At 72.1% G+C, this 26446-nt stretch carries 28 protein-coding genes; 8 read left to right on the top strand and 20 right to left on the bottom strand.

Features of this window, described 5'->3' with window-relative positions; translation table 11 throughout:
* Positions 1-4 precede the first annotated feature (4 nt).
* The 4 genes from JMJ55_RS17050 to JMJ55_RS17065 form a co-directional block, all read right to left on the bottom strand.
* The gene (locus JMJ55_RS17050) at positions 5-295 is read right to left on the bottom strand and encodes a phosphopantetheine-binding protein (RefSeq protein ID WP_236033790.1); all 291 of its coding nucleotides are present in this window, start codon (positions 293-295) and stop codon (positions 5-7) included.
* Positions 296-432: 137 nt separating this feature from the next.
* Positions 433-1278, bottom strand: coding sequence for a MipA/OmpV family protein (locus JMJ55_RS17055; protein WP_202826789.1), 846 nt, complete (start codon positions 1276-1278; stop codon positions 433-435).
* A complete protein-coding gene (locus tag JMJ55_RS17060; protein ID WP_202826790.1) occupies positions 1275-1919 on the bottom strand; it encodes a methyltransferase domain-containing protein in 645 nt (214 codons plus the stop codon). The genes JMJ55_RS17055 and JMJ55_RS17060 overlap by 4 nt, the downstream gene beginning before the upstream one ends.
* Positions 1916-2662 carry a class I SAM-dependent methyltransferase gene (locus JMJ55_RS17065; RefSeq protein ID WP_236033791.1) on the bottom strand — a complete coding sequence of 249 codons (747 nt, stop codon included), beginning with the start codon at positions 2660-2662 and terminating at the stop codon, positions 1916-1918. The genes JMJ55_RS17060 and JMJ55_RS17065 overlap by 4 nt, the downstream gene beginning before the upstream one ends.
* Before the next feature lie 123 nt (positions 2663-2785).
* On the opposite strand from JMJ55_RS17065, the gene JMJ55_RS17070 reads away from it, so the two are divergent.
* Both JMJ55_RS17070 and JMJ55_RS17075 read left to right on the top strand, forming a co-directional pair.
* Complete coding sequence (locus JMJ55_RS17070) at positions 2786-3574, top strand: lysophospholipid acyltransferase family protein (RefSeq protein WP_202826792.1); 789 nt, start codon at positions 2786-2788, stop codon at positions 3572-3574.
* Positions 3574-4347 (top strand): glycosyltransferase family 2 protein, encoded by a 774-nt coding sequence (locus JMJ55_RS17075; protein WP_202826793.1) that lies wholly within the window; start codon positions 3574-3576, stop codon positions 4345-4347. Before JMJ55_RS17070 ends, JMJ55_RS17075 begins: the two co-directional genes overlap by 1 nt.
* On the opposite strand, the gene JMJ55_RS17080 is transcribed toward JMJ55_RS17075, so the two are convergent.
* Genes JMJ55_RS17080 through JMJ55_RS17105 form a run of 6 tightly spaced genes read right to left on the bottom strand, consistent with a single transcriptional unit; the run spans position 4247 to position 12122 of the window.
* On the bottom strand, positions 4247-5170 hold the full coding sequence (locus tag JMJ55_RS17080) for a polysaccharide deacetylase family protein (protein ID WP_202826794.1): 924 nt from the start codon (positions 5168-5170) through the stop codon (positions 4247-4249). The genes JMJ55_RS17075 and JMJ55_RS17080 overlap by 101 nt on opposite strands.
* A 51-nt stretch (positions 5171-5221) precedes the next feature.
* The gene (gene mutL / locus JMJ55_RS17085) at positions 5222-7015 is read right to left on the bottom strand and encodes a DNA mismatch repair endonuclease MutL (RefSeq protein ID WP_202826795.1); all 1794 of its coding nucleotides are present in this window, start codon (positions 7013-7015) and stop codon (positions 5222-5224) included.
* 2 nt (positions 7016-7017) lie between these two features.
* Positions 7018-7767: a metallophosphoesterase family protein gene (locus JMJ55_RS17090; RefSeq protein ID WP_202826796.1), complete on the bottom strand. Its 750-nt coding sequence runs from the start codon at positions 7765-7767 to the stop codon at positions 7018-7020.
* A 2-nt stretch (positions 7768-7769) separates the two neighbouring features.
* Positions 7770-9404, bottom strand: coding sequence for a glucose-6-phosphate isomerase (pgi, locus tag JMJ55_RS17095; protein WP_202826797.1), 1635 nt, complete (start codon positions 9402-9404; stop codon positions 7770-7772).
* 25 nt (positions 9405-9429) lie between these two features.
* Positions 9430-10710, bottom strand: a complete 1281-nt coding sequence (locus JMJ55_RS17100) for a M16 family metallopeptidase (protein ID WP_202826798.1) — start codon at positions 10708-10710, stop codon at positions 9430-9432.
* The gene (locus JMJ55_RS17105; RefSeq protein ID WP_202826799.1) at positions 10707-12122 is read right to left on the bottom strand and encodes a M16 family metallopeptidase; all 1416 of its coding nucleotides are present in this window, start codon (positions 12120-12122) and stop codon (positions 10707-10709) included. The genes JMJ55_RS17100 and JMJ55_RS17105 overlap by 4 nt, the downstream gene beginning before the upstream one ends.
* Before the next feature lie 118 nt (positions 12123-12240).
* On the opposite strand from JMJ55_RS17105, the gene JMJ55_RS17110 reads away from it, so the two are divergent.
* A complete protein-coding gene (locus JMJ55_RS17110; protein ID WP_202826800.1) occupies positions 12241-13578 on the top strand; it encodes a carbohydrate porin in 1338 nt (445 codons plus the stop codon).
* A gap of 48 nt (positions 13579-13626) precedes the next feature.
* On the opposite strand, the gene JMJ55_RS17115 is transcribed toward JMJ55_RS17110, so the two are convergent.
* From JMJ55_RS17115 to JMJ55_RS17130, 4 genes are all read right to left on the bottom strand, one after another.
* A complete protein-coding gene (locus JMJ55_RS17115) occupies positions 13627-14217 on the bottom strand; it encodes a DUF3035 domain-containing protein (protein ID WP_202826801.1) in 591 nt (196 codons plus the stop codon).
* Complete coding sequence (gene lspA / locus JMJ55_RS17120) at positions 14214-14705, bottom strand: signal peptidase II (protein ID WP_202826802.1); 492 nt, start codon at positions 14703-14705, stop codon at positions 14214-14216. Before lspA ends, JMJ55_RS17115 begins: the two co-directional genes overlap by 4 nt.
* Positions 14705-17521: an isoleucine--tRNA ligase gene (ileS, locus tag JMJ55_RS17125; RefSeq protein ID WP_202826803.1), complete on the bottom strand. Its 2817-nt coding sequence runs from the start codon at positions 17519-17521 to the stop codon at positions 14705-14707. Before ileS ends, lspA begins: the two co-directional genes overlap by 1 nt.
* Positions 17522-17697: 176 nt before the next feature.
* Positions 17698-18627: a bifunctional riboflavin kinase/FAD synthetase gene (locus tag JMJ55_RS17130; RefSeq protein WP_202826804.1), complete on the bottom strand. Its 930-nt coding sequence runs from the start codon at positions 18625-18627 to the stop codon at positions 17698-17700.
* An 86-nt stretch (positions 18628-18713) separates the two neighbouring features.
* Here JMJ55_RS17130 and JMJ55_RS17135 point away from each other — a divergent pair, with 86 nt between their 5' ends.
* The 3 genes from JMJ55_RS17135 to JMJ55_RS17145 all read left to right on the top strand — a co-directional run bounded on the left by JMJ55_RS17135 (position 18714) and on the right by JMJ55_RS17145 (position 20972).
* Positions 18714-19844: a M20 family metallopeptidase gene (locus tag JMJ55_RS17135; RefSeq protein WP_202826805.1), complete on the top strand. Its 1131-nt coding sequence runs from the start codon at positions 18714-18716 to the stop codon at positions 19842-19844.
* A gap of 13 nt (positions 19845-19857) precedes the next feature.
* Entirely contained in the window at positions 19858-20526 is a 669-nt protein-coding gene (locus JMJ55_RS17140) for an SDR family NAD(P)-dependent oxidoreductase (RefSeq protein ID WP_202826806.1), read from the top strand.
* A gap of 233 nt (positions 20527-20759) precedes the next feature.
* Positions 20760-20972 (top strand): hypothetical protein, encoded by a 213-nt coding sequence (locus JMJ55_RS17145; RefSeq protein ID WP_202826807.1) that lies wholly within the window; start codon positions 20760-20762, stop codon positions 20970-20972.
* Between the two features lie 30 nt (positions 20973-21002).
* Here JMJ55_RS17145 and metW read toward each other — a convergent pair whose 3' ends face one another.
* The 3 genes from metW to JMJ55_RS17160 all read right to left on the bottom strand — a co-directional run bounded on the left by metW (position 21003) and on the right by JMJ55_RS17160 (position 23003).
* Positions 21003-21602 carry a methionine biosynthesis protein MetW gene (gene metW / locus JMJ55_RS17150; protein ID WP_202826989.1) on the bottom strand — a complete coding sequence of 200 codons (600 nt, stop codon included), beginning with the start codon at positions 21600-21602 and terminating at the stop codon, positions 21003-21005.
* A 110-nt stretch (positions 21603-21712) separates the two neighbouring features.
* Positions 21713-22009, bottom strand: a complete 297-nt coding sequence (locus tag JMJ55_RS17155) for a hypothetical protein (RefSeq protein ID WP_202826808.1) — start codon at positions 22007-22009, stop codon at positions 21713-21715.
* Positions 22010-22127: 118 nt separating this feature from the next.
* Positions 22128-23003, bottom strand: a complete 876-nt coding sequence (locus JMJ55_RS17160; protein WP_202826809.1) for a helix-turn-helix transcriptional regulator — start codon at positions 23001-23003, stop codon at positions 22128-22130.
* A gap of 237 nt (positions 23004-23240) precedes the next feature.
* On the opposite strand from JMJ55_RS17160, the gene JMJ55_RS17165 reads away from it, so the two are divergent.
* A complete protein-coding gene (locus JMJ55_RS17165) occupies positions 23241-24137 on the top strand; it encodes a hypothetical protein (protein WP_202826810.1) in 897 nt (298 codons plus the stop codon).
* A 19-nt stretch (positions 24138-24156) separates the two neighbouring features.
* Here the strand turns inward: JMJ55_RS17165 and JMJ55_RS17170 are convergent, their stop codons facing one another.
* Both JMJ55_RS17170 and JMJ55_RS17175 read right to left on the bottom strand, forming a co-directional pair.
* Positions 24157-24399 carry a hypothetical protein gene (locus tag JMJ55_RS17170; RefSeq protein ID WP_236033792.1) on the bottom strand — a complete coding sequence of 81 codons (243 nt, stop codon included), beginning with the start codon at positions 24397-24399 and terminating at the stop codon, positions 24157-24159.
* 76 nt (positions 24400-24475) lie between these two features.
* On the bottom strand, positions 24476-24754 hold the full coding sequence (locus tag JMJ55_RS17175; RefSeq protein ID WP_202826811.1) for a hypothetical protein: 279 nt from the start codon (positions 24752-24754) through the stop codon (positions 24476-24478).
* Between the two features lie 144 nt (positions 24755-24898).
* Here JMJ55_RS17175 and JMJ55_RS17180 point away from each other — a divergent pair, with 144 nt between their 5' ends.
* Complete coding sequence (locus JMJ55_RS17180; RefSeq protein ID WP_236033793.1) at positions 24899-26233, top strand: MFS transporter; 1335 nt, start codon at positions 24899-24901, stop codon at positions 26231-26233.
* A gap of 19 nt (positions 26234-26252) precedes the next feature.
* Here JMJ55_RS17180 and JMJ55_RS17185 read toward each other — a convergent pair whose 3' ends face one another.
* Positions 26253-26405 carry a hypothetical protein gene (locus JMJ55_RS17185; RefSeq protein WP_202826812.1) on the bottom strand — a complete coding sequence of 51 codons (153 nt, stop codon included), beginning with the start codon at positions 26403-26405 and terminating at the stop codon, positions 26253-26255.
* Positions 26406-26446 lie beyond the last annotated feature (41 nt).

Consider the following 26446-nt stretch of genomic DNA (forward strand, 5'->3'; position numbering starts at 1 on the left):
CGGCTCACCGCGCCCGGTTCTTTTCGATATGCGCGGTGAGGCTGCGGAGCGAGGCGAAGATGCGGTGATTGCGTTCGTCGTCCGAACGCAGCTTCACGTTGTACGCCTTGGAGATGGCCAACGCCATTTCCAGCGCGTCGATGGAATCGAGGCCCAGACCTTCGTTGAACAGCGGCGCCTCGGGCTCGATCTCCTCCGGCGCGACCTCGAGCGAGAGGGCGGAGACGATCAGCCGCGCCACCTCCAGCTCCTCGGGGAGCAAGCGCGTGGCCGGCAGTTCGGTGGTGGGCGTCATGGGGCCGGCAGACATTGGGCCGTGTTGTCCTCGGGCACGTTCATTGCAAGGCTGGCGCTGCAAGGGTTGGTTACCCTTCATGCCTCGATATCAGAGGCTTGGCTTCCGTGGCAAGGAAGCCGGCGACACAGTCTGCATCAATCGAAGGCTTCGGCGGTGGAGGCCGTCATCGCCGCCGAACGATAGAGCGCGAAGGAGACGCCGCCGACCAGGCTGGCATTGAACTCCGACTTGAAGAGCGGGCTGCCGGCATTCGTCGCGCCGGAGAAATTCTCGAGCCTGCCGCCGGCCGTGAGCGAGAGCCGCTCGGTCACCGGAACCCGGTAGGAGAACTGCATCCGCAAGCCGAGATAGCCACCGCTCGCGTCATAGGCGGGGCGGCCGGGGCGGGCATACTGGCCCTCGACGCGGTAGAAGTAGTCCATCAGCCGGCCGCTGGCGAAGACCGGGCCGATGCCGATCCGCGCCCGTGCGCCGGGCCGCAGCAGGTCGCCCCGCTCATAGGCGACCTCCGGCGCGACGACGAAGCCGCGGAACCGGACCGAGGAGAAATCGGTCGAGAAGACCCCGCGCAGCGGCGCCTCCAGCGTGACGCGCGACCGGCGGGCGGGGTCCTGCCAGGCGACCCAGCGGAGCGAGGGGCCGATCTCACCCAAATAATCGAGATTGGGCATGCCCTCCCGCGCCCGGTTGTCGCGGGAATGGATGCCGAGCGCGCCGTTGAAATTCAGCGTCAGCTCCAGGTCGCGGTTGCGATAGACCCGGCCGCGCACGCCGCGATCGTCGCTCCGCAGCAGCTCCCCGCGATAGATCACCCAGGGCAGGACGAGGCCCCGCACATGCGACTGCCCCGCCGCCGGATAATCCGGCAGCAGCGCCGCGCCGCCGAAGACGCCCATTTCCAGCAAGGGCCGCTGCTGCGTCCCCGGCTGCGCCGCCGCCGCAGCCGGGAGCATGAGGGGGAGGAGAAGGAGCCGCTTCATATCCGTTCCGCCACCAGCAGCATGTTGGGCAGCGGCAGCCCGCCCCAGCAGGGGGCGATGGAGATCGTGAAGCCCGCCGCCTCGAAGGGTGCCGCCAGCCGGGCCAGGGGTAGCGGCGCGATGGCGTTGCGGTCGCGCCGCACCGCCCGGCCGGCCCGCTCCATCGCCAGGCCGATGGCGCTACGCCAGCCCTGGTCGGGGTCGAAGGCGCGGATCACGACCCGCTGCCGGGCCCGGGCGGCGAGCTCCGCCAGCAGCCGCGCCTGGGCCGGGGGCGGGAGCTGGTAGAGCACATCGATGACGAGGGCGGTGTCGCAATCCGGCACCTCCGCCGCGGCGAGGTCGGCCGCCCAGAATTCCGCCGGCAGGCCGACGGCGGCGGCGCGCGCCTCGGCCAGCTTGGCGGCATCGCGGTCGAGCCCGGTGAGCCGCGTCGCCAGCCCCGCCGCGAGCAGAGCGAGGCCGAGCTGGCCGCGGCCGCAGCCGATATCGGCGACATGGCCGAAAGGCCGCGCCTCCGCCAGGGCGAGCACCGCCGCGGTGGCCGGGTCGCCGCGCAGCTTGCCGCCGACATAGCCGCGGGCGAAGCGCGAGGCGCCGGCATAGCGGCCGGCCACCTCCTCGACCAAGGCTGCCCTCATTTGGGGCGCCGCGCGCTATAGGCGCGGAACAGGCCGAGCTGGACCTCGCAGCCCACCGCCTCGAACCCCGCCGCGGCCAGGGCACCGGTGATCGCCGCCGGCGGGACGCAGGCTTCGATCGTGTCCCAGTAATAGTGCATCATCCGCTCCGCCCGCTCGCCGCCGAGCAGCCGGCTCAGCCCCGGCACCAGCCGGCCGAGATAGAGCCGCGCCGCGGCATGGGCGAGGCGCCCCTCCGGCCGGGCGATTTCCAGCAGCAGCAGCCCGCCGCCCGGGCGCAGCACCCGGCGGTATTCCTGGAAAGCCAGCAGCAGGTCCGGCACATGGCGCAGGGCATAGCCCATGCTGAGCATGTCGAAGCTGGCATCGGCCACCGGCAGCGCCTCGGCCCGGCCGCGGATCAGCGGGATGCCGAGTCGCCGCCGCGCCTCGGCCAGCATGCCCTCGCTGAGGTCGAGGCCGGTCACCGCCTCCCGCCGGCCGAGAATCCGCACTGCCTCCCGGGCGACGAGGCCGGTGCCGACCGCGACATCCAGCAGGCGCTGCCCCGGCCGCAGCCCGGCCCGGCGCAGCGCCTGCCGCCGGTACCAGGCGCCGGAGCCGAAGGAGAAGGCGGTGTTGATCCGGTCATAGGATCCGGCCGCGCCGTCGAAGAGCGACTGGACGAAGCCATCCCGCTCCTGCGGGGTCTGATAATATCCCGTTAAGGTTGGATGCGGTGCCGGATCGCCGCCTCCCGCCATGCTAGGTTCGGCCGCTGGCCGGATCGCAGTCCCATACCCCTGTTTCACCATCACGCCCCGGCCGGCTCCTGGACTTCAAGCATCGTCGCGGACTAGCCTAGCGGAACGGGGAGACATGGGAAGATGCGGCCGACCAGCCTGCGGCAAGACGCGGAGGGTATCGCGCCCCTGGATTGGCTGGCGGCGTTGTATTACCCCGTTGCGTTCTACTTCTGCCTGACGCTCTTTGGCCTCAGTTGTCTATTCTGGAGCCTTCCCGCCTCCCTCCTGTACCGGCTTCTGCCGAAGCGGTCGGGCGAGGCGCTGGGCCAGTTCATGATCATGGCCGGCTTCCGCTGGTTCATCGGCGTGATGCGCCTGACCGGCGTGCTGCGGGTGGATTTCTCCGAGCTCGACCGGCTGTGGCACGAGAGGTCGATCGTGATCGCGCCGAACCATCCGACCATGCTGGATGCGGTCCTCGTCACCTCCCGCCTGCCGCGGGTCGTCTGCATCACCAAGGCGGCGCTCTGGGACAACCTGTTCTATGGCGGCAGCGTCCGCCTCGCGGCCTATATCCGCAACGATGCCCCGCTGCCGATGATCCGTCGTGCCGCCGGGGCAATCCGCGACGGCGCGCAGCTGCTGATCTTCCCGGAGGGCTCGCGCACCGCGGCGCCGCCGATCGACGCCTTCCATCGCAGCTTCGCGGTCATGGCGCGGGCCGCTGGCGCGCCGGTGCAGACCCTGCTGATCGAGGCGGACAGCCCCTATCTGCGCAAGGGCTGGCCGCTGTTCCGCCGACCGCAGCTGCCGCTGACCTATCGCATCCGGCTCGGCCGCCGCTTCGAGGTGGGCGAGGACCCGCAGGCCTTCGTCACCGGGCTGGAGGCCTATTTCCGCGAGGAGCTGCCGAAGGACCGCCCCGCCTGATGGCGGCGCCGACCCATCTCGTCCTGATCCCGAGCTACAATACCGGCCGGCAGGTGCTGGAGACGGTGCGGGCGGCGCGCGCCGCCTGGACCCCGGTCTGGGTCGTGGTCGATGGCAGCACGGATGGCACCGACGCGCTGCTGCGGGATGCGGCGGCGGAGGATCCGGGGCTCCGGGTGATCGTGCTGCCGCGCAATGCCGGCAAGGGCGCCGCCGTGCTGCACGGGCTGCGGGAGGCGGCGGGGCAGGGCTTCACCCATGCGTTGGTGATGGATGCCGATGGCCAGCATCCGGCCGACCGGATCGGCGCGATGATGGCGGCCTCCCAGGCGGCGCCGGAGGCGCTGGTGCTGGGCCTGCCCATCTTCGGGCCGGAGGCGCCGCGGGTCCGCGTCCAGGGGCGGCGACTCTCGAACGGGCTGGCGGGGCTGGAGACGCTGGGGGGCGGCATCGGCGACTGCCTCTTCGGCTTCCGTGTCTATCCGATCGGGCCGCTGATCGCGGTGATGGGGCGCCGCCCCTGGATGCGCCGCTTCGATTTCGACCCGGAGGCAGCGGTGCGGCTCTGCTGGCGCGGCCTGCCGGTGGTGAACCTGCCGGTGCCCTGCCGCTACCTGTCCAAGGAGGAGGGCGGCGTCTCACACTTCCATTACGGGCGGGACAACCTGCTGCTCACCTGGATGCATACGCGGCTGATCCTGGGGATGCTGCTGCGCCTGCCGGCGCTGCTGTGGCATCGGCGACGGGCGCCTCGTCCAGCGACGCCGCGCTGAGCCCGGCCGCGGCCAGCGCCGCCAGCAGCCGCGGCAGCAGGGCGAGCGCGACCGAGGGCTGACCCTGCCGCCGGCCGAGCCGGCCGTCATGCAGCAGCAGCACATCGCCGGGCGCCAGGCCGCGCAGCAGCCGGGCCAGCACCCGTTCCGGCCGGGAGGAGACGGTGTCGTAGCCGCGCCGCGTCCAGGAGACGAGGGAGAGGCTCGCGAGGGCCAGCACCGGGTCCAGCAGCGGGCTGCGCAGCCCGGCCGGCGGGCGGAACAGGCGCGGCGCCTGGCCGCAGGCATCGGCGATGGCGCGCTGCGCCGTCTCGATCTCGGCCAGCATGGCGCCGGGCCCCCAGGTGGCGAAGCCGAGCGGGTGGCGATGGGTGTGGTTCTCGATGCCATGGCCGCGCCGCAGCATCTCCCGCAGCAGCGGGCCCTGCCGCGCCGCCGCCTCGCCGAGGACGAAGAAGCTGGCCCGGGCGCCCGCCGCATCCAGCAGGTCGAGCACGCGCGGCGTCACCTCGGGGTCGGGCCCGTCATCGAAGGTCAGCGCCACGCGCGGCGGCGCCCCCGGCAGGCGGGTGAGGTTCGGCCCAAGCAGGCCGCAGCGCGGATGCATGCAGCCGGCGAGGCCGGCATGATTCGCCGCCAGCAGCCCCAGCACCTCCGGCCAGGCAGCGGGTTCGGCCGCGAGTGCGAGAAGGCCGCCGGCATGCAGGCCGAGCGAGGCGCGGACCACCGGGCTGGGCGACCAGGCGAGCAGGCTGCGCAGCCGGGCCGGGTCTCGGGGGGCAATGGTGTCGCGGTGGGGCGGCATCACCCGATGCTGTCCCATGGATGCCGTTCCCGCTCAAGCTTTCCGGTCGCCTAAGGTGGAACGAAAATGTCAGCGCCGGCCGAACAGCTTCTCCAATTCGGCGGCGCCGAGGCGGAGGAAGGTCGGGCGGCCATGCGAGCAGGTGGCGGCGCGCGGCGTCGCCTCCATCTGCCGCAGCAGGGCATCCATCTCGGGCGGGGTGAGGCGCCGCCCGGCGCGGACCGAGCCATGGCAGGCCAGCCGTGCCACGGCGGCATCCAGCTTGCGGTCGAGCGCCGTCGCCTCGTCATAGGCGGCCAGCTCCTCGGCCAGGTCGCGCAGCAGCGGGCCGGGATCGGCGGCGCCGAGCAGCGCCGGCAGGGCGCGCACCAGCACCGCGCCGGGGCCGAAGCCCTCGACCTCGAGGCCGAGCCGTGCGAGGTCCTCGGCAAAGCCCAGCAGCCGGGCGGCATCGGCCGGCGGCAGGTCGATCACCGCGGGCAGCAGCAGGGGCTGGGCGCGCACCCCGCCCTCGACCAGCTGGGCCCGCAGCGCCTCATGCGTCAGGCGTTCATGCGCCGCGTGCTGGTCCACCAGGACCAGCGCCCCATCCGGCGCCTCGGCGAGGATATAAGTCTCCATCAGCTGGGCGAGCGCCCGGCCGAGCGGGTGTTCGGCGGGCGCCGGCTCCGGCGCCGGGGCGGGCGGGCGCGGCGGGGCGAAGCCGAGCGGCAGGCTGGGGGCCGGTACGGGCGGCGGCGCGGCGGCTGGCGTGAGGGCGAGCTGCATCTCGGCCAGGCCGATCCGGTCCGGCAGCGGCGCCGGCTCCGGCCGTCGCCAGCCACCCGACCAGCCGGTGCGCGGCGCATAGGCGGTCAGCGCCGGGGCCGGTGCCGCGACGCCCGCGCCGGCCGAGAGCGAGCGCCGCAGCGCGCCGATCAGCAGGCCGCGCACCGCCGCCTCCTCGCGGAAGCGCAGCTCGGTCTTCATCGGATGGACGTTCACATCCACCGCCTCGGGCGGCAGGTCGAGGAAGAGCGCCGCCACCGGATGCCGCCCCGCCGCGACCAGGTCGCGATAGGCGACGCGCAGCGCCGTCCGCATCATCTGGTCCCGCACCGGGCGGCGGTTCACGACCAGATGCTGTTCCATCCCCGTCGCCCGCGTATAGGCCGGCTGGGCGGCGAGGCCGGACAGGGCGAGCCCGGCGCCCTCGCCGACCACCGGCAGGCTGGCCGCGGCGAAATCCGGGCCGAGCAGATCGGCGATCCGCGCATCCCGTTCGGCGGGGGCAAGGGCCAGCACTTCCCGCCCATCCTGCGTCACCCGGAAGCCGACCTCCGGCCAGGCGAGCGCCAAGCGGCGCACCGCCTCCACCGCCTGGTCGGCCTCGGTGCGGGGGGATTTCAGAAATTTGCGGCGGGCGGGGACGGCGTAGAACAGGTCCCGCACCTCGATCCGCGTGCCGGGCGCGCCGGAGGCCGGCACCACCGCGCCCTTCCGCCCGCCTTCGACCGTCAGGGCATGCGCATCCCCGCCCCCCGGCCGGCTGGTGATAGAGAGCCGCGCGACGGCGCCGATCGAGGGCAGCGCCTCGCCGCGGAAGCCGAGGGTGGCGATGCGGAACAGCATCGCCTCCTCCGGCAGCTTGGAGGTGGCGTGGCGTTCGACGGCGAGGCCGAGATCCTCCGGCCCCATGCCGGCGCCGTCATCCTCGACCACCACCCGCTCGATCCCGCCGCCTTCCAGCGTCACGGCGATGCGCCGCGCCCCGGCATCGAGGGCGTTCTCCACCAGCTCCTTCACCACCGCGGCCGGCCGCTCCACCACCTCGCCGGCGGCGATGCGGTTGGCAGTGGTCTCGGGAAGGAGGCGGATGGGCATGGTCAGGGGTAGTCCAGCTGCCCGGTCGCCAGCGCCCGGGCCCAATCCGCCCGACCTGCCGCCAGGGCCTCCGCGGCGGCGGCATCCCAGTCATAGGGCAGGGCGAGGAATTCGGCGCTCCAGCCCGCCGGGCCGCGTTCCATAACGGCATAGCGCGCATGCGGCGTGCCGGCGAAGACGACATGCGGATGCGGCGCGGTATCCCAGTAGCCGGGCTGGCCGACGCTGCCAGGGTTCACCACCAGCCGCCCATCCGGCAGGCGGGCCATCCGCGCCAGATGGGAATGGCCGCAGAGGATGAGGCCCGCCCCTGGCGTCGGCCCGATCCGCGCCGCGGCCTCCGCCGCCGTCGCCGGGCGCAGATGGTGCGGGCCGGCCACCACCTCCAGCGCATAGGTCAGGTCGTCCGTGGGGGTGCCATGGCAGGCGAGCACCCCCTCGGCCGGGTGCAGCACCGGCGGCAGCCCGGCCAGCCAGTCCCGATGCGCGGCATGGAGCCGCACCGCGCTGAAGGCATCGGAGGGGATCATCGCCTCGACCGGCCGGTCGAGCAGCTGCCGGTCATGGTTGCCGCGCACGGTCGGCCAGCCGAGCGCCATCAGCCGGTCGGCAACCTCCGCCGGCTGCAGCGGGCCGGAGAGGCAATCCCCGAGATTGACCACGAGATCGACGCCGCGCCGCGGCAGGTCGGCCAGCACCGCCTCCAGCGCGCGGAGATTGCCATGGATATCGGCGATGACAGCGATGCGCATGCTCAGCCCGCCCGCAATGCGGCCAGCAGGCCGAGGGTCGAGGCGTCCTGGCCCTCCGCCGGACCGCCCTCCAGCGCCTTCAGGATCGGCCCGGTGAGCTGCTTGCCCAGCTCCACCCCCCATTGGTCGAAGGCATTGATGCCCCAGAGGATGCCGAGCGAGGCCACCTTGTGCTCATAGAGCGCGACCACCTGCCCCAGGGTGAAGGCGTCGAGATGGGGCAGCAGCAGGGTCACGGTCGGCCGGTCGCCGGGGAAGACGCGATGCGGCAGCAGCCGCTCGATCTCGGCCGGTGCAGTGCCAGAGGCCGCCATCTCGGCCCGCACCTCGGCTTCGGTCTTGCCGCGCATCAGCGCCGCCGCCTGGGCGAGGCCATTGGCGAGCAGCTTGCGGTGGCTGTCGGCATGGGCGTGGTCGGGGCGCTTCACCAGGATGATATCGGCCGGCACCGGCCGCGTGCCCTGGTGGACCAGCTGCATGAAGCTGTGCTGGGCATTGGTCCCCGGCTCGCCGAAGACCACCGGCCCCGTATCATGCGCGACCGGCGCGCCGTCCAGCGTCACCCGCTTGCCGAGGCTCTCCATCTCCAGCTGCTGGAGGTGCGCCGGCAGGCGGGCGAGGCGTTCGTCATAGGGCAGCACCGCCCGCGTCGCGCAGCCGAGGCCGTTGACGTGCCAGATCTCGGTCAGGGCCAGCAGCACCGGAAGATTGGCCTCGAGCGGCGCCGCCAGGAAATGCGCATCCATCGCCCGGGCGCCGGCGAGCAGCCGCTCGAAGGACTGCCAGCCGAGCGAGAGGGCGAGGGAGAGGCCGATCGCCGACCAGAGGGAGAAGCGCCCGCCCACCCAGTCACGGAAAGGGAAGACCCGGTCCGCGGCGATGCCGAAAGCCTCGGTCGCCTTGAGGTTGGTCGAGAGCGCGGCGAGGTGGGTGCCGACCGCCGCCTCGCCCACCCCCTCGGCCAGCCAGGCGCGGACCAGCGCGGCATTGGTCATGGTCTCCTGGGTGGTGAAGGTCTTGCTCGCCACCAGCACCAGCGTCCGCCGCGGGTCGAGCCGGGGCTGGATCTCCTCCCAGGCATGGGCATCGACATTGCCGAGGTAATGCGGCCGCAGCGGCGCACCGGGCGTCCAGAGCGCCCGCGCGACCATGGCTGGGCCGAGATCGGAGCCGCCGATACCGATATTCAGCACATCGGTGAAGCGCTCCCCAGTCGCCCCGCGCAGCCGGCCCTCGGTGACGGCCAGGGTGAAGTCGCGCATGCGCGCCAGCACCCCCGCCACCTCGGCCGAGGCGTCCTCCTCGCCGGCGCGGAAGCCATTGGTGCCGCGCAATGCCATATGCAGCGCGGCGCGGCGCTCGGTGACATTCACCGCCTCGCCCCGCGCCATGGCGTCCCGCCGCGCCGGCAGCTCGGCAGCGCGGGCCAGGTCGAGCAGCGCCGCCCGCACCGCATCGGTCAGCGACGTCTTCGAGAGGTCGAGCAGCAACCCATCGGCGGCATGGGAGAAGCGGCGGAAGCGGTCGGGATCGGCGGCGAAGAGGGGCCGGATGGAGCCGGCCGCGCTGCCATCCGGCCGCCGCTGCCGCGCCAGTGCCTCCACCGCCGCCCAGGCGGCCGCCAGACCCTCTGCCATGTCTTCCTCCGGGCTTGCCGCCGGGTCAGAGCCCGGCCGGCTGTCCGGCGATGATGACCGAAAGCGCGTCCGGCGCCAGCACCCGCGCCGCCACCGCCGCCAGCCTCTCCCGGGTCAGCGCCCGCAGCCGGGCCGGCCGTTCCGCCAGCCAATTCCTCGGCCGGTTGTTCTGCCGCAGCGAGAGCAGCGTGTCGGCGACCCGCCGGCTGTCGGAAAGTTGCAGTGGCATCGAGCCGGTGAGAAAGGCGACGGCATCGGCCAGCTCCGCCTCGGTCGGGCCCCCGGCGGCCATGCGGGCCCATTCCGCCCGGGTCACCGAGAGCGTCTCGGCGACGCGGGCATTCTCGGTCGCGACGCTGCCGATGACGATCCCATGGCCGAAGAGCAGGTCGATGCCGGCGGCGATGCCATAGGCGAGACCCCGCTCCTCCCGCACCGATTGCATCAGGCGGGAGGTGAAGCTGCCCCCGGCCAGGATGCGGAGCATCACCTGCGCCGCCTCCCAATCGGGGTCGGCGGCGGACAGCCCCTCCTGCCCGAAGACCACAGAGGATTGCGGCGTCGCCACCGCCAGCACCTGCTGGCCGAAGGCGCGGAAGGGCGGCAGCGGCGGCAGGGCAGGTGGCGCCCCCGCCGGCAGCCCGGCAAACAAGGTGGGCAGCAGGGCGCGAAGATCGGCGGCCGAGATGGCGCCGCTCACTGCGACCAGCAGCCCCTCATGCCGGAGCTGGCGGCCGAGCGCGGCGCGAATCGCCTCCACCGGCAGGCCAGTGAGGCTGTCCGGCGTGCCGCCGCTCGGCCGGCCGGCCGAATGACCGGGAAAGGCGGCGGCCCAGAAGGCCTGGCCCGCCTGGCCGCGCGGCGTTTCCAGCGCGCGGCGGGCGGCGGCGACCGAGCGGGCGCGCACCCGCTCCACCGCATCCTCATCGAGCCGCGGCTCGGTCATCGCCAGCCGGGCGAGGCGCACCGCCTCCGGCAGGGCGGTGGTGAGGGCGCGGAACCCGCCTTCGAGACTGTCCCGGTCGGCGGAGAAGTTCAGGGTGATCGCCTGATCGCGCAGCGCATCGGCGAAATCATTGGCACGCAGCGATCCGGCGCCCTCGGTCAGCAGGTTGGCGGCCATGGCGGCGGCGCCTTCCTGCCCCGTCGGGTCGAGCGCGGCACCGCCCGACCAGGACCAGGCGAAGGAGACGACCGGGACCGATTGGTCCTCGACCAGCCAGGCGGTGATGCCCTCGGCCTCGACGACCTGGATCGGCAGGGAGAAGCCGTGCTCCTCGCCCGGGGCAGGGGTGGTCCCGCTCATGCCGGCGCCCCCGGCAGCAGCCAGCCCGTGGTGCCGACCGGCTGGCCGAGCACCGCCCGGGCCGCCTCCGCGACCTGGGGCTGCGTCACCTCGCGCAGGTAGCGCGGCCAGAATTCCGCCATCTCCAGCGGCAGGCCGATGGCCAGCACGCCGCCCAGGATGCGCGGCGCGCTGCCGATCCCGTCCAGCGACAGCACGGCGCCGGCGGTGAGCTGGCGGATGGAGCGGATGGTCTCCGCCTCGCTCGGCCCGTCCTGCAGCAGGGCGGCGATGGCAGCATCGACCGCCGCCTCCAGCCGCTCCGGTGCGACGCCCTGCCGGGCGGTGGCCGAGAGGGTGAAGGTGCCGGCCCCCACCGTCTCCGAGTCGTAGGAGGCGCTGGCGCCGGTGGCGAGGCCGGTCTCGACCAGCGCCGCATGCAGCCGGCTGCCGGGGCCGCCGCCCATCAGATGCGCCAGAACCTCCAGCGGCCAGGCATGCCGGGCTTCGCCCCAGGTCAGGCTCGGGGCGATGGCAGCGCGGAGGAAGCTCGCCTCCCGCACCGCCCGGTCGGTCTGGGTGAAGCGCGGCTCCCCGGCGGCGGCGGGCGGCGCGGCGCGGTCGCGCCGGGCAAAGGGGCGGGCCGGGACGGCGCCGTAGAATTCCTCGGCCAGGGCGCGCACCTCCGCCTCCCGCGCATCGCCGGTGACGACCAGCGTGGCATTGACGGGGGCGTAGCGGGCGGCGTAGAATTCATGGAGGTCGTCGCGGCTGATGGCGCGGATCTCCTCCTCCCAGCCGATCAGCGGCCGGCCGCGCCAGTGCTGCGGGCCCCACATCGCCGCCTCGAAGGCTTCCCAGAAGCGGCCGCGCGGATTGCTGCCGATGCGGGAGCCGCGCTCCTCCAGGATCACCGCCCGCTCCGGCTCCACCGTCGCCCCGGGCAGCAGGGGGCCGGCGAAGCGGTCCGCCTCCATCCGCATGACCAGCGGCAGGCGGGAGGCCTCGACGGTCTGGTGATAGGCGGTGACGTCGCGCGAGGTGAAGGCATTGTCCTGCCCACCTTCCCGCGCCACGGCCAGCGACAGGGCGCCGGGGGCGACGTTGCGGCTGCCCTTGAACATCATGTGCTCGAGGAAATGGGCGAGGCCGGATTTCCCCGCCGGATCCTCCCCGGCGCCGGCGCCATAGAACAGGTAGTGGGAGACCACCGGCACGCGCCGGCTTTCCGCCAGCACCACCCGCAGCCCATTCGGCAGCGTCCAACTCGTCGCGCCAAACAGCGGCCGGTCGGCCAGTTTCTCGGTCGGCGGGGCGGTGGGGACGAGCGCGGGCTGGGCCAAGGGGGATTGGGCCAGGGCAGTTGGAGCGGCGGCCGCGACCGGCAGGGCGGCGGCGGAGCGGAGGGCGGTTCGGCGGGTCACGCTGGGCATCTCTCCGATGTGGGGACGCTGGCTGCACTGCGCCAGCGCCGCTTGCGGCCCGTGGGATTTTCCATCATGAGCGGCTATGTGGCTGAAAAATATAGAAAAATCCTTGTCATCTCTGCATATGAGCAGGTCTTCATGCATCCTTGCCCTGGCGGGGCTGCTGCTTGCCCTGCCGGCCCGCGCCGAGCCCCTCCTTCCCAGGCTGGTGGCCTGGCAGGAGGCGCTGGCGGCGGAGGGCTGGCTGCTGCGCGGCCAAGCCACCTTCGTCGAACAGGGCCATCCCGGCTTCCCCTCGCCTTATCGGGGCGAGAACAGCATGCAGGCCAAGGCGATGCAGCGGAACACGCTTTCCGCTGATCTGGTGGTAGGCCGGCGGTTGTGGAGTGGGGCGGAGTTTATCATCGACCCGCAGATATCCCGCGGCTTCGGCCTTTCGGGCACCCGCGGCGCCGCGGCCTTCCCGAATGGCGAGGCCTTCCGCACCGGCTCCGAAGGGCCGGCGACCTATATGACCCGGGCCTTCCTGCGGCAGACCATCGCCTTGTCCGGCGAGACGGTGGCGGGCGATGATGACCCCTACCGCTTCGCGGGGCCGCTGCCGCGGGAGAGGGTGACCATCACCGCCGGCAAGATCGCGGTCTTCGACATCTTCGACGACAATCGCTACGCCCATGATCCGCGCACGCAATTCCTGAACTGGGCCTTCGTCTCCGCCGGCGCCTTCGATTTCGCCAACGACGCCAAGGGCTATACCAACGGCATCGCGGTGGAATGGGAGGATGGGTGCTGGGCGGTGCGCGCCGGGGCGATGCAGGTGGCGAAGCGGATCAACACCCTCTCGCTCGACCCGAAGCCGCTGCGCGGGCACCAGATCCTGCTCCAGGCCGACCGTTTCTTCGACTGGAGCGGGCGGCCGGGGGCAGTGCGGCTGCTGGGCGGCTGGTCGCAGACGCGGTCCCAAAGCTATGCGACGCTGCTCGGCGGCGACATCACCCAGACCGAGAGTGGCCCGCGCGGCCGCGGCATCGGCAAGGCGATGCTGGTCCTGAACGGCGAGCAGGAGCTGGCCGAGGCGCTGGGCGCCTTCGCCCGCCTGTCCTGGAATGACGGCCGCACCCAGCAATGGATGTATACCGAGATGGACTGGGCCGCCTCGGCCGGGCTGGTGATCGGCGGGGCGCGCTGGGGCCAGCCGGCGGATGCGGTCGGGCTGGCCGGGAATGTCGCCGGCCTGTCGGACGGGCACCGGCGCTTCGTGGCGGCCGGTGGTGCCGGCTTCATCATCGGCGATGGCAGGCTGCGCTACCGGCCGGAGGTCGCGCTGGAGGGCTATTACGCCTGGGGGATGGCGGCGGGGACGGTGCTGACGGCGGATGCCCAGCTGAACCTCAACCCCGCCTACAATGCCGACCGGGGGCCGATCCCGGTCCTGGCGCTGCGGCTGCGGAGCAGTTTCTGACATCCCCACACAGCCGCTGCGCGGCTTTGCGGGGGGGCCTAGGTCAGGTCAGAAAATGCTCTCGAACAGCGCGGTGACCGGGTTGCGGCTGCGGCTGCGCTGGATGATGGGCGTCTCGCCCTCGGTCACGTCGCGGCCGAGTGCCGCATTCTCCCGCAGCCGCTGGGCTTCACGCCGGGGGTCGAGGGCGGTGCCCGAGGGCTCCGGCCCGCGCCAGAAGATCAGCCGGTCCACCAGGCTGCGGTCGGGCTGGTCGAGCTTCAGGCTTTCCTCATCGACCCGGCGGCGGATGTCGTTGCCGACCGGCCGGCCGGCCTGGGTGAGCAGCGCCGATTCGGCCTGGCTGCGCGGGCCGGCGGCGGGGCCGCTGTTCAGCACCGCGCCCGGCACCAGCGCTGCTTCGGCGGCCTGGCGGGTCGAGACTTCCTGCGGCCGGTCGGCGCCGGGCCGCGGCACCGGCAGCTCCCCGCCCAGCGAGGGGGGCATGGAGAGCGGCGCCCGGGTGGTGACCTGGAACTCGTCCGGCGCGTCCCGGGTAAAGCCGAAGGTCCGCGCGGTATCGCCGCCGCAGCCCGTCAGGGTGGCGAGCAGCAGGGCGGACAGGGCCAGGATGGGGCCCGGCAGGCGGCGGTTCCTCATGCGGCTTCTCTACTCGCGGGTGGGCGCCGGAACAAGGCGTCTGCGAGGAGCAGGCCGACCCCGCAGACGATTCCGGCATCGGCGATGTTGAAGACGTACCAATGCCAGCCCCAGCCATGGGCATCGATGAAATCAACCACCGCCCCGAAGCGGAGCCGGTCGATGACATTGCCGATCGCCCCGCCGATGACGGCGCCGAGGGCGGCGGCGACCGGCCGGGTCTCGGCCCGGGCCAGCCAGCGCAGCAGGAAGGCGGCGATGGCGGCGGCGAGCACGGCGAGAATCACATGGTTCAGCGGCCCATCGCCCGAGAGCAGGCCGAAGGTGACGCCGCGGTTCCAGACCATGGTGAGGTCGAGGCCGAGCGGCCCCGCTTCGACCAGTGGCAGGCTGCGGCGGGCGGGGAGGTCCAGCACCTCCAGCACCCACCACTTGCTCAGCTGGTCGGCGGCCAGCAGCAGCGCCGCCATGGCGAGGCCGAGGCGCATCACTGGCCCGCCACCACGGCCTCGCAGCGGCGGCAGAGGGTGGGGTGGGCGGCGGATTGGCCGACCTCCTCCAGCACGCGCCAGCAGCGGTCGCATTTGGCGCCGGGGGCCTTGGTGGCGGTGAAGCCCTCGGCCGGCACCAGCTCGGCACGGGAGACGATCAGGATTTCCTCCCAGAAGCCGGCATCGAAGCCGGCCGCTTCCGGCACCGCGACGCTCGCCTGCAGGGAGGAGCCGATCTCGCCGGAGCGCCGCAGCTCCTCCAGCAGCCCGGTCGCCTCGGCGCGGCGGGCGCGCAGCGCGGCCCAGCGCTCGGCCAGCGCCTCGTCCCGCCACTCGCCCGGCAGGGCCGGGAATTCATGCAGATGGATGCTGTCCTTCTCGTCGGGGAAGCGGGCGAGCCAAGCCTCCTCCGCGGTGAAGACCAGCACCGGCGCCAGCCAGGCGCAGAGGCAGCGGTGCAGCACATCGAGCACCGTCCGCGCGCTGCGCCGCCGGTGGCTGTCGGCCGCATCGCAGTAGAGGCTATCCTTGCGGATGTCGAAGTAGAAGGCCGAGAGGTCGGTCGAGCAGAAGGCATGGATCTCGGGATAGACGCCGGTCCAGTCGTAATCCTTCGCCGCCTTCCTGAGCTTCGCATCCAGCTCGGTCAGCCGGTGCAGCACCCAGCGCTCCAGCTCCGGCAGCTCGGCATGGGGGACGCGCTCGGCCTCCTCGAAGCCGGCGAGGTTGCCGAGCAGCCAGCGCAGGGTGTTGCGCAGGCGCCGGTAGAGCTCCGCCTGCTGCTTCAGGATCTCCTTGCCGATACGGAGGTCCTCGGCGGTGTCGGAGTTCATCACCCAGAGGCGCAGGATGTCAGCGCCGTATTGCTGCATCACCTCCTGCGGGGCGGTGACGTTGCCGAGCGACTTCGACATCTTCCGCCCGGATTCGTCGAGCACGAAGCCATGCGTCAGCACCGCCTTGAACGGGGCGACGCCATTGGTGCCGACGCTCTCCAGCAGCGAGGAGTGGAACCAGCCGCGATGCTGGTCGGAGCCCTCGAGGTAGAGATCGGCCGGGAAGGGCATGCCGCGGTCGCGCAGCACGAAGGCATGGGTCGAGCCGCTCTCGAACCACACATCGACGATGTCCATGACCTGCTCGTAGTCCGCCGGGTCGCGCCCCTCGCCGAGGAAGCGGGCGGCGGCGCCCGGCTGGTACCAGGCATCGGCGCCCTCGGTGCGGAAGGCGTCCACGATGCGGTCCATCACTGCTGTGTCGCGCAGCGGCTGGCCAGTGCTGCGGTCGACGAAGACGGCGATGGGCACGCCCCAGGCCCGCTGGCGGCTGATGCACCAGTCCGGCCGCGCCGCGACCATGCTGCCGATGCGGTTGCGGCCCTGGTCGGGGACGAATTGCGTGGCGTCGATCGCCGCCAGCGCCTTCTCGCGGATCGCATTGGCATCGTCCATGGCGATGAACCATTGCGGCGTCGCCCGGAAGATCACCGGCTTCTTCGAGCGCCAGCTATGCGGGTAGCTGTGCGTCAGCTTGCCCTTGGCGACCAGCGTGCCGGCCGCCTCGCAGGCGGCATAGACGGCATCATGCGCCTTGAAGACATGCAGGCCGGTGAAGCCCGGCGCCTGCAGGGTGAAGGTGCCGTCGTCATTCACCGTCTCCGGCACCGGCAGCCCGTATTCCCGGCCGAGGTTGAAGTCGTCCTCGCCATGGCTGGGCGCGATATGGACGAAGCCGGTGCCCGCCTCGGTGGTGACGAAATCGCCGGCCAGCAGCGGCACGTCGAAGTCGTAGCCGGCGCCGCGCAGCGGATGCGCGGTGACGGCGCCCTTCAGCTCCTCGCCCTTGAGGATGCGCACCACCGTATGGGCGCCGAGCTTCGCATCCTTCTCGAATTGCGGCAGCAGCGGCAGCGCGACCAGCAGCCGCTCGCCGGGGACGAGGTAGCTGCCCTCGGCGACGCCCGCGACATGCACCAGCGCGTAGTCGATCTCCGCCCCATAGGCGACGGCGCGGTTGCCGGGAATGGTCCAGGGCGTCGTCGTCCAGATGACGACGCTGGCGCCGGCCAGATCCTCGGCCGCGGCCTTGACCACGCGGAAGCGCGCCCAGAGCGTCGGCGAGACATGGTCGTGATACTCGATCTCCGCCTCGGCCAGCGCCGTCTTCTCGACCGGGCTCCACATCACCGGGCGCAGCCCGCGATAGAGCGAGCCGTTCATCAGGAATTTGCCGATCTCGCCGACGATGGTGGCTTCCGAGGGGAAGTCCATCGTCGCATAGCGCCCGGCCCAGTCGCCGGCGACGCCGAGGCGCTTGAACTCCTCCCGCTGCACATCCAGCCAGCGCGCGGCATAGGCGCGGCACTCGGCGCGGAATTCGAGGACCGGCACGTCGTCCTTCTTGCGGCCGCCCTGGTACTTGCCCTTGGGGTCGCGATATTCCTCCTCGACCTTCCATTCGATCGGCAGGCCATGGCAGTCCCAGCCAGGGATGTAGTCGGCGTCGTGGCCGGACATCTGGGCGGCGCGGTTGATGACGTCCTTCAGGATCTTATTCAGCGCGTGGCCGATATGCAGCGGGCCGTTCGCGTAAGGAGGGCCATCATGCAGGATGAAGGACGGGCGGCCCTCCGACTGCTGGCGCAGGCGGGACCAGAGGCCGAGGCCTTCCCAGCGCTTCAGCCAGTCCGGCTCCCGCTTCGGCAGGTCGCCCTTCATGGGGAAGGCGGTCTGCGGCAGGAAGACGGTGCCGCGGTAGTCTTGGGTCCCAGATTGTGCCCCTGGGGCTCGGGCGGGGGCTTCGGTGTCGTTCATCGGGGCGGGTCTCCGGCCGCCGGCGATCCGGCAGCGGGTCAGCGGTGGCGGGCGCGCAACGGGTCCCGGCCCTCAGGCGAGGGCCGGGCGGCTAATTCGCGGATGGGCCACCGGGAAAGGCATGGCAGGCTTATGCGGAGGAGAGGGGCAGGGGGTCAAGCATGGCTGCGCGCCGCTCAGCCCAGCGCCACCCGCGCATCCTCCGCATCCTGGGCAATGGCCGCCTTCAGCGTCTCCAACCCATCGAATTTCGCATCCGGCCGGAGGAAATGCCGCAGCCGCACGCCGATCTCCTGCCCGTACAGGTCGCCCGAGAAGTCGAAGAGATAGGTCTCCAGCCGCGTCTCAGGGTCGCCGCCGAGGGTCGGACGGCGGCCGATATTGGAGACGCCCTTTACCTCCCGCCCATCCGGCAGCATCGCCGTCACGGCATAAACCCCGCGCGCCGGCTCCAGATGCCGGCCGAGCCAGAGATTGGCCGTCGGCCAGCCCAGCACCCGGCCGAGCTTGTCGCCATGCACCACCTCGCCCCGGATCTCCCAGGGCCGGCCGAGCATGGCCGTTGCCCGCTCCGGATAGCCGTCCTGCAAGGCGCGGCGGATGCGGGTGGAGGAGATCGGCCCCTGCGCATCCACGACCGGCGGCACCACCGTCAGCCCGATCCCGGCCGCCTCGGCGAGGCCCGTCAGCGTTCCCGCATCCCCGCCGCGGCGGTGGCCGAAGGCGAAGTCCTGGCCGCAGGCGAGGTGGATGGCGCCGAGCCCCTCCCGCAGCACTTCCTGGAAGAAGCGCCCGGCCGGCATGGCGGCCAGTGCCGCATCGAAGGGCAGCGCCACCACCAGCGCCGCGCCGGCCGCGCCCAGCGCCTCCGCCTTGGCGGGCAGCAGGGTGAGGCGGAAGGGCGGGTCCTCCGGGCGGAAATGCTCGCGCGGATGCGGCTCGAAGGTCAGCGCGGCGAGCGGCGCCCCGGGCCGGGCCGCGTGCGCCGCGGCCAGCACCGCCCGATGCCCCAGATGCACCCCGTCCATATTGCCGAGCGCGACGGTCGCGCCGCGCAGCCCGGGCGGCAGCGAATGCCAATCGGTGAGGACGAGGGGTTGGGTCATGGCGGCGGGTCTAGCCAGCCCCGCCCGGGTGGACAAGCGGCGCGCCATCGCCACAGTGACGGTGGCCGCAACAGGATACCCGCCCCATGCCCCAGACCGATATCGGCAGTTCCGACCGCCTCCTCGCCGAGCTCCGGACCTGGGTGGAGCATGAGACGCCGACCACCGATGCGGCGGCCGTCAACGCCCTGCTGGATCGCTGCCAGGCGGAACTCGCCGGCGCCGGCGCCGCCATCGAGCGCCTGCCCGGCCGCGACGGCTTCGGCGACACGCTGATCGCCCGCACCCCGGGCGAGGGTGCGCCGGTGGTCGTCGCGGGTCATCTGGACACGGTCTGGGATCACGGCACCCTGGCGAGGTCGATGCCCTGGCGGGTCGAGGGCGAGCGGGCCCATGGCCCCGGCATCTATGACATGAAGGCCGGCAGCTTCTTCGCCTTCCATGCGGTGCGGGAAATCCTGCGCCAGGGGGTGAAGACCCGCCGCCCCATCACCCTCCTCCTCACCCCCGATGAGGAAGTGGGCAGCCCCACCAGCCGCGCCCCGATCGAGGCGGCCGCCCGCGGCGCCTGCGCCGTGCTGATCCCGGAGCCCGCCGGCGGCCCGCAGGGCGCCTGCGTCACCGCCCGCAAGGGCACCGGCGGCTTCAGCCTGACCGTCCAGGGCCGCAGCGCCCATGCCGGCGGCAATTGGTCCGAGGGGCGGAGCGCCGTCGTCGCCCTCTCCCGCGCCATCCTCGAGATCCATGCGCTGACCGACCTGGAGCGGGGCGTCACCACCAATGTCGCGCCGATCTCGGGCGGCACCCGGCCGAATGTCATCCCGCCCGAGGCAAGCTGCCGCATCGATTTCCGCGCCCCGAGCCTCGGCGAGGCGGAGCGGATCGTCGCCGCCATCCAGGCCCTGGCCCGGGAGGAGGACGGCATCCGCATCACGGTCGAGGGTGGCCTGAACCGCCCGCCGCTGGAGGAAAGCCCGGCCAACCTTGCCCTGTATGAGATGGCCCGCGCCATCGCCGCGCGGCAGGGCTACGACCTGCCGAAGCAGCATCGCGGCGGCGGGTCGGACGGCAATTTCACCGCCGCCATGGGCATCCCGACCCTGGATGGCCTCGGCTGCACCGGCGCCGGGGCGCATGCGCCGGAGGAGCATATCCGCTGGCCCGACCTGGCACCGCGCTGCGCCACCCTCTGCGAGCTGCTGGAAACCCTGGGATAGGAAGGACGCCACCATGCCGAAGGCCCTGATCATCGGCGCCGGGGACGGGCTCTCCGCCTCCCTCGCCCGGCTCCTTGCGCGGGAGGGTTATGCGGTGGCGCTCGCCGCCCGCAACACGGCGAAGCTCGCGGCGCTGGCCGCCGAGACCGGCGCCGCCACCCATGCCTGCGACGCGGCCGATGCCGCGGCGGTCGCCGCCCTGTTCGAGGCGGAGGGCGATGCCGAGGTCGTGGTTTACAACCCCAGCTACCGCACCCGCGGCCCGATCGCGGAGCTGGATCCGGCGGAGGTGCAGAAAAGCCTTCAGGTCTGCGCCTTCGGCGCCTTCCTCGCGGTGCGGGAGGCAGCCCGGCGCATGCAGGCCGCCGGGCGCGGCACCATCCTGCTGACCGGGGCCAGCGCTGGGGTGAAGGGCTATCCGCTAAGCGCGCCCTTCGCCATGGGCAAATTCGCCCTGCGCGGCCTGGCGCAATCCGCGGCGCGGGAACTGCACCCGAAGGGCATCCATGTCGCGCATGTCGTCATCGATGGCGGCATCCGCAGCGCCCGCCGGCCGGAGCCGGGGGAGGATACGCTGCTCGACCCCGATGCGATCTCCGAAAGCTACTGGCACCTGATCCGGCAGCCGCGCAGCGCCTGGAGCTGGGAGTTGGAAATTCGACCCTGGGTTGAGAAATTCTGAAGCAGGCTTTCGGTAAGGACTCTCACGAATAAGTAGAAAAGCGCCTCCCGGTCGCATTCATGATCGCGACACTAGCGGTAGAACTGCTCCGGCGGCGCGAACCGTTTGGCGGAAATCGTGATGGGATCACGGTTCTTGCGGGATGTACCGCAACCGCACAATGAATTCCATGTTGCCGTACGGACAGGTCAATAGTATGTGTTGTGTCACATCACGTTACCCGGAGCCGCGGCATGAGCGTTGCGATCGAGCCTCTCGAGGCCGATACCGAAACCGGGGATCATTCGGCGCTGCGCCTGATGCTCTCCTATGTCGAGTCTGAGTGCCTGCGGATCGGCGCCACCGATGCGGCCAGGCATGCGGCGATGGCTGCGTCGCTCATGCCGAAGGGCGTGGCGCCGCAGGTCGAAAGCCGTCCTCGGTCCCGCAACGCACGCTTGCATTGATCAGACGGGGCCGGCTCTAGCCCCGGCGGCTCAGGCGCGCCGCAACAGGAACAGCGCCTGCTCGCCGAACAGGTTGGCGAGCCAGGCGGAGCGCTTCCAGGGCGCCTGCATCCCCTTCTCATCCACCGCCAGCCATTGCTCGACCACATAGCCCTCCAGGGCGCAGAGGTCGAAGAAGTCCCTGATCGTGCAGGGATGGATGTTCGGCGTTTCGTACCAGGCGCGGTGCCAGGTATCCGTCATCGGCATGCGCCCGGTCGTCAGCATTTGCCAGCGTACCAGCCAATGGCCGAAATTGGGGAAGCTGACGACAGCCCGCCGGCCGATGCGCAGCATCTGCCGCAACACCTCCCGCGGCCGCTCCACGGCCTGCAGGGTGCGCGACAGCACGACATAGTCGAAGGCCCCCTCGGGGTAGGAGGCGAGGTCGTGATCGGCATCGCCATGGATCACCGCGAGGCCGGCCGCCACGGCCCGCGTCGCCTCCGCCATGTCGATCTCGATGCCGCGGGCATCGGCACCCTTCTCGGCGGTGAGATAGGCCAGCAACGCGCCGTCGCCGCAGCCGATATCCAGCACCCGCGCGCCCGGCGTCACCATCTCGGCGATCAGCCGGAGGTCGAGCCGCATATTCTTGGCCACGTAGCGGATCGGGTAGGGCGCTTCCGGCATAGGCCAGCGGATAGACCGCCGGGGCGGCGGCGGCAAGCAGGCCGCGCGCCCCGGAGGGTTACAACTCCTTAGCCGCCGCGGCCGCCACCCTGGCTGCCGGGCGAACGCGGGGCCGGGCCGACGCCGCCGATACCGCCACCCGCTGGGCCGGTCCGGTCAATGGTCGGGCGGCCCTGGCCGTCGGTGCCGGTGATGGTGGCGCTGCCGGCCGAGGCATTGCCGCTATGCGGCTGCTGTTCCACCTGCTGGCGGAGCGGCGGGGCGCCCGTGCCGCGGGACTCGCCGGCGATCGGCGGGCCGGAACGGGCATCGGCGCAGGCGCCAAGGGCGGCCAGCGCCGCGACCAGGGCAATGCGGGTGATCATGGCAAGTCCTCCATGGATAGATGGATGTCCGATCATCCGCGCGCCATGCCATGGGCCGCTTGCATGCGGTTGCGTCGAAGCAGCCGAAGTTGCGCCCATGGCGCCGCATGACCTGGCGTTAACCGGCCTCCGCGGCCCGGGCCGGCTGCCCAGCCGCCCGTCGGTCCAGGGCATGCGCCCGCCAGGCGCTCGGCGTCGTCCCCAGCACCCGGCGGAAGCTCGAGGTCAGATGGGCATGGGAGCAGAAGCCGGCCTCAAAGGCGGCATCGATCAGCGAAGTCGCGCCATCGGCCAGCAACTCCTGCGCCCGCGCCAGCCGCCGCCGCATGAGCCAGGCCTGCGGCGCCAAGCCGGTGCTGCGCTTGAAGGCGCGGCTGAAGTGGAAGACGCTGAGCCCGGCCGCCTCGGCCAGTTCCGCCAGCCGGATCGGGCGGCCGAGATTCTCCGCGACGAAGGTCTCGACCCGGCGCAGCCGCCAGGCGGCCAGGGCGCCGGTATCGTTGCTCGGCAGGGGCAGCCGGGCCTGCACCAGCTCCGCCATCCGGGCCAGCAGCGCTGCGGCGAAGGCGGGCAGCACCGCCCCGCCGCCCCGCTCGGCCGCCTCGGCCATGGCCAGCAGAAGCTGGGTGAGCAGGGGGTCGCGGCTGCGCAGCGGCTCGCCCTCCGGCAGGGTGCCGCCGAGGCGTTCCAGCATGGCCCGCAGGGCCTGATCCCCGATCACGGCGAGCACGCCAGTCACGGCCTGCCAATGGGGCGTCGCCGCATGCGGCCCGAACAGCAGCACCGCCTCGCCCGGCAGCAGCGCCCCGGTGCGGGGCAGGCCCAGCAGCCGCCCGCCCGCCGCCGTCGGCAGGAAGATCAGATGCGACATCCGGTCCAGCATGGCCGGAAAGGGACCGGTCACCTTCGCCAGCCGGTAGAGCCGGGGCTCCGCCGCTAGGCCGGCGCCCTCCCAGGGGTCGAGGAGGAAGGACGGAGGATCTGCCAGTAGCATTCGGTTCTCCTGCGGCCTGGCCGGAATCGCGGCAGGCCCGGCCCTGGCAGGCTGAACGGGCCGTAACGGTATCCTAACCTCCTGCCGGTGCCCCTGCGGAAGGCGCATTCGGACACAGACGCGGACATTCCGCATTTGGTACGAGTACCGGCCCGGCGCGGAACGCATTCTTCACCTTCTCCTGCCCCAATGCCGGCCACCCCGCAGGAGCAGGCAACACGCCATGCCGAGGCCGCCATGACGGCCCTGACCGCATCCCTGGCCAGGCTGCTGCGCCGCGCCGCGCAGCGGATGGAGCGGACGCATCCGCTCTCCCTCATGGGGGAGATGGACGCGCCGCAATCCCAGGACATGCCGCCGGCGCTCTCGCCCGAGGAGGCGCTGGCGCTCGCCCGTGCCGATTGGTCCGACCGGCTCTGGGATGATGGGTGCCTGCTGCCGGGTGGGGTGGCGGAGATCCACCGGCTTTCCGCCCTGCTGCCGCTCTCGCCGGCCACGACCCTGCTGCTGGCCGGGCGCGATGCCGGCGGTGCGGGGGCCGCGGTCATCGCCCAGCGCGGCGCCTGGGTGGCGGCGCATCAGCACGACCCCCTGCTGGCCCGGCGGATGGCGGCGCGGCTGCGGCCGCAGGGGAAGCGCGCCAGCGTCCTGCCCTGGGATCCGGAGGCGCCGGCCTTCCGCCTGCACTATCACCATCACGCCCTGGCGCTGGAGCCGCTCTCGGGCGGTGGCCGGCTCGACCGGCTGCTGCCCGCCCTGGCCGCGGCCCTGAAGCCGGAGGCGCAACTGGTCCTGCTGGAAGTGGTGCAGGGCAAGCCGGGCCGTCCCGGCTTCGAGCGTTGGCTGGAGCTGGAAGGCCGCTCCCGGCCGCCTCCGCCCCGTCCGGCGGCGGAGGCGGCGTTGCAGGCTGCCGGCTTCCAGCTGCATGTCGCCGAGGATGCCGGGCGCCGGCAGGCCACCGCCATACTCGCCGCCTGGGCCCGCCTGCTGGAGTCCCTGCGTGCCGAGAGCCGCCCATCCGGCCTTCGCGCCGCCGCCCTGGTGGCCGAGGCCGAGCTTTGGCTGCTCCGCCACCGGCTGCTGGCCGAGGGCGCGATCGGCCTGCTGCGCTGGCACGCGACATTGCGGCGATAAGGGGGGCGACGGTAGGCGGTCAGGCCTCCCGGCCGCGCAGGCGGCGCCACTGGCGCTCCGTCCAGCGCGCGGTGCGTTCCAGCGGCGGCTTCAGCCGCGGCACGTCGTCGCTCATCAGGGCGAGGCCGAGCGGCAGCATCCAGAGGCCGAAGATTGGCAGGATAGCCAGGAATCCACCGAGAATCAGGCCGCAGGCGGCCGTCAGCCGCAGCGGCTTGCGAGCCGGATGGCGCAACGCCGCCACGCCGGACTGGACCCGCAACGGCAGATGACCCAGCAGCCGGGCGATTCGCGCCTCCCAGGCCTGGGCCAGATCGCCGGTCGGGACGGGTGCGCGGTTAATAGCCGCGATACCTTTCCCGCACCGCCTGATCCCGCCGACCGGCTCGATAGGCTTCCCGGGCGATCTCGTCCTCCCGCGCGGCGCGGCGTTCGCGCCGGACCTCGCGGCGCATGCGCTCCTCGCGCCAGGCCTCACGCGCATAGGGGCCCGGGCCCGGGGGCGCCGGCATCCAGCCCCGCTCGGGGTGGTAGTAGGTGCCGTTCGCATAGGGCTGGGCGGCAGCCGGCATGGCCACCAAGGCGGCCAGCGCCGCGGCGAGAAGGATGCGCGTCATGCCGTTCCTCCGAAGATGGACCCGGCTTCATTTGCCGGGCGGATTGGGAGCTACGCGCCGGCGGCGGCAGGGTTCCGGGCTGGCGGAACCGGCCCGGTCGCGCGACGCTTTGGAGGCGTCCTGATGACAGGGGAATGGGGCGCCATGAGCGAAATCGAAACAAGAACGATCAGGAAGGTGATGTGGCGGCTCATGCCCTTCCTCTTCGTCTGCTATTTTGTCGCCTATCTCGACCGGGTGAATGTCGGTTTCGCCAAGCTGCAGATGAATGCGGCGCTTGGCCTCTCCGAGGCGGCCTATGGCCTCGGCGCCGGCCTGTTCTTCATCTCCTACTTCCTGCTCGAAGTGCCCTCGAACCTGGCGCTCGACAAATTCGGTGCCCGGCTCTGGATCGCCCGGATCATGTTCAGCTGGGGCATCATCTCCGGGATGTTCGCTTTCATCCAGCCGATCGCCGGGGCAACGGGGCTCTCCAATGAATGGGTCTTCTACCTGCTCCGCTTCGCGCTCGGCATCGCCGAGGCCGGCTTCTTTCCGGGCATCATCTTCTATCTCACGCTCTGGTTCCCCTCCGTCTACCGCGCCCGGGTCGTGGCGCTGTTCATGCTGGCGATCCCCTTCTCCTCGATTGTCGGCGCACCGGTCTCCGGCGCGCTGCTGAACCTGCACGGAGGAGGGCTGGAGGGCTGGCAATGGCTGTTTGTGCTGGAGGCGATTCCCTCGATCCTCATGGCCGTTGGCGTCATCTTCTACCTGACCGACCGGCCGGCAGACGCCTCCTGGCTTGCCGGAGATGAGCGCGGCTGGCTGGAGCAGCGGCTGGAGGAGGAGAGCCGGCACAAGGCGGCGGCCGAGCATTGGGGTATCGGCAAGGCGCTGAGCGATCCGCGCATCCTGGCCTGCGCCTTCGTCTATTTCTGCCTGAATGCCGCCAGCTACGGCGTCGCCTTCTTCCTGCCAACCATCGTGAAGGGCTTCGGCGTCAGCAATTTCCAGACCGGGCTCCTGGCGGCGCTGCCCTTCGTCTTCGGCGCGATCGGCATGGTGCTGCTGGGGCGCAATTCCGACCGCACGCTGAAGCGGCGGGAGCATGTCTGCTTCGCCATGATCCTGGCCGCGGTCGGCGTCGCCGGGGCGGGGCTGGTCTCCACGCCGGTGATGGTGCTGGGGCTGCTCTGCCTGAGCCAGATCGGCGTCTCCGCCACCCCGCCGCTGCTCTGGCCGATCCCGAGCGCCATGCTCACCGGCAGCGCGGCGGCGGCCGGCATCGCGGCGATCAACGCGATCGGCAACCTCTCCGGCTTCGCCGGGCCCTATCTGATGGGCTATCTGCGGGACGCGACTGGCGACTTCACCGCCGGCCTGCTGGTGCTCGGCGGCGTCACGCTGGTCGGCGGGCTGGTCGCGCTGACCCTGAAGGTCGGCCAGGGCATGGAGACGGCGGCAGCGACGCCGCGCGAGGTCAAGCTGGCGCATTGATCGGCCTGCCAGGGCCGCGTCAGCAACCGGTGACGCGGCCCGAGGCGATGCAATCCGTATAGCCCATCGCCCGCTGGAGGCTCGGGAAGATCAGGTAGCCGCCGACCAGCACGCCGAGGATGACGATCAGGGCCAGAAGCGCGATGAGGTCGGAGCGGGGCTTTTCGGGCAAGGGCAGGCTCCGGTGGGGTGGCGGAGCTTACGGGCCGGCGC

The organism is Belnapia mucosa, assembly GCF_016775475.1.
Lineage (GTDB): Bacteria > Pseudomonadota > Alphaproteobacteria > Acetobacterales > Acetobacteraceae > Belnapia > Belnapia mucosa.

Coding starts and splice junctions, on each gene's coding strand:
- JMJ55_RS17050 (WP_236033790.1), bottom strand. CDS start 295: ATGACGCCCACCACCGAACTGCCGGCCACGCGCTTGCTCCCCGAGGAG.
- JMJ55_RS17055 (WP_202826789.1), bottom strand. CDS start 1,278: ATGAAGCGGCTCCTTCTCCTCCCCCTCATGCTCCCGGCTGCGGCGGCG.
- JMJ55_RS17060 (WP_202826790.1), bottom strand. CDS start 1,919: ATGAGGGCAGCCTTGGTCGAGGAGGTGGCCGGCCGCTATGCCGGCGCC.
- JMJ55_RS17065 (WP_236033791.1), bottom strand. CDS start 2,662: ATGGCGGGAGGCGGCGATCCGGCACCGCATCCAACCTTAACGGGATAT.
- JMJ55_RS17070 (WP_202826792.1), top strand. CDS start 2,786: ATGCGGCCGACCAGCCTGCGGCAAGACGCGGAGGGTATCGCGCCCCTG.
- JMJ55_RS17075 (WP_202826793.1), top strand. CDS start 3,574: ATGGCGGCGCCGACCCATCTCGTCCTGATCCCGAGCTACAATACCGGC.
- JMJ55_RS17080 (WP_202826794.1), bottom strand. CDS start 5,170: ATGGGACAGCATCGGGTGATGCCGCCCCACCGCGACACCATTGCCCCC.
- mutL (WP_202826795.1), bottom strand. CDS start 7,015: ATGCCCATCCGCCTCCTTCCCGAGACCACTGCCAACCGCATCGCCGCC.
- JMJ55_RS17090 (WP_202826796.1), bottom strand. CDS start 7,767: ATGCGCATCGCTGTCATCGCCGATATCCATGGCAATCTCCGCGCGCTG.
- pgi (WP_202826797.1), bottom strand. CDS start 9,404: ATGGCAGAGGGTCTGGCGGCCGCCTGGGCGGCGGTGGAGGCACTGGCG.
- JMJ55_RS17100 (WP_202826798.1), bottom strand. CDS start 10,710: ATGAGCGGGACCACCCCTGCCCCGGGCGAGGAGCACGGCTTCTCCCTG.
- JMJ55_RS17105 (WP_202826799.1), bottom strand. CDS start 12,122: ATGCCCAGCGTGACCCGCCGAACCGCCCTCCGCTCCGCCGCCGCCCTG.
- JMJ55_RS17110 (WP_202826800.1), top strand. CDS start 12,241: ATGAGCAGGTCTTCATGCATCCTTGCCCTGGCGGGGCTGCTGCTTGCC.
- JMJ55_RS17115 (WP_202826801.1), bottom strand. CDS start 14,217: ATGAGGAACCGCCGCCTGCCGGGCCCCATCCTGGCCCTGTCCGCCCTG.
- lspA (WP_202826802.1), bottom strand. CDS start 14,705: ATGCGCCTCGGCCTCGCCATGGCGGCGCTGCTGCTGGCCGCCGACCAG.
- ileS (WP_202826803.1), bottom strand. CDS start 17,521: ATGAACGACACCGAAGCCCCCGCCCGAGCCCCAGGGGCACAATCTGGG.
- JMJ55_RS17130 (WP_202826804.1), bottom strand. CDS start 18,627: ATGACCCAACCCCTCGTCCTCACCGATTGGCATTCGCTGCCGCCCGGG.
- JMJ55_RS17135 (WP_202826805.1), top strand. CDS start 18,714: ATGCCCCAGACCGATATCGGCAGTTCCGACCGCCTCCTCGCCGAGCTC.
- JMJ55_RS17140 (WP_202826806.1), top strand. CDS start 19,858: ATGCCGAAGGCCCTGATCATCGGCGCCGGGGACGGGCTCTCCGCCTCC.
- JMJ55_RS17145 (WP_202826807.1), top strand. CDS start 20,760: ATGAGCGTTGCGATCGAGCCTCTCGAGGCCGATACCGAAACCGGGGAT.
- metW (WP_202826989.1), bottom strand. CDS start 21,602: ATGCGGCTCGACCTCCGGCTGATCGCCGAGATGGTGACGCCGGGCGCG.
- JMJ55_RS17155 (WP_202826808.1), bottom strand. CDS start 22,009: ATGATCACCCGCATTGCCCTGGTCGCGGCGCTGGCCGCCCTTGGCGCC.
- JMJ55_RS17160 (WP_202826809.1), bottom strand. CDS start 23,003: ATGCTACTGGCAGATCCTCCGTCCTTCCTCCTCGACCCCTGGGAGGGC.
- JMJ55_RS17165 (WP_202826810.1), top strand. CDS start 23,241: ATGACGGCCCTGACCGCATCCCTGGCCAGGCTGCTGCGCCGCGCCGCG.
- JMJ55_RS17175 (WP_202826811.1), bottom strand. CDS start 24,754: ATGACGCGCATCCTTCTCGCCGCGGCGCTGGCCGCCTTGGTGGCCATG.
- JMJ55_RS17180 (WP_236033793.1), top strand. CDS start 24,899: ATGAGCGAAATCGAAACAAGAACGATCAGGAAGGTGATGTGGCGGCTC.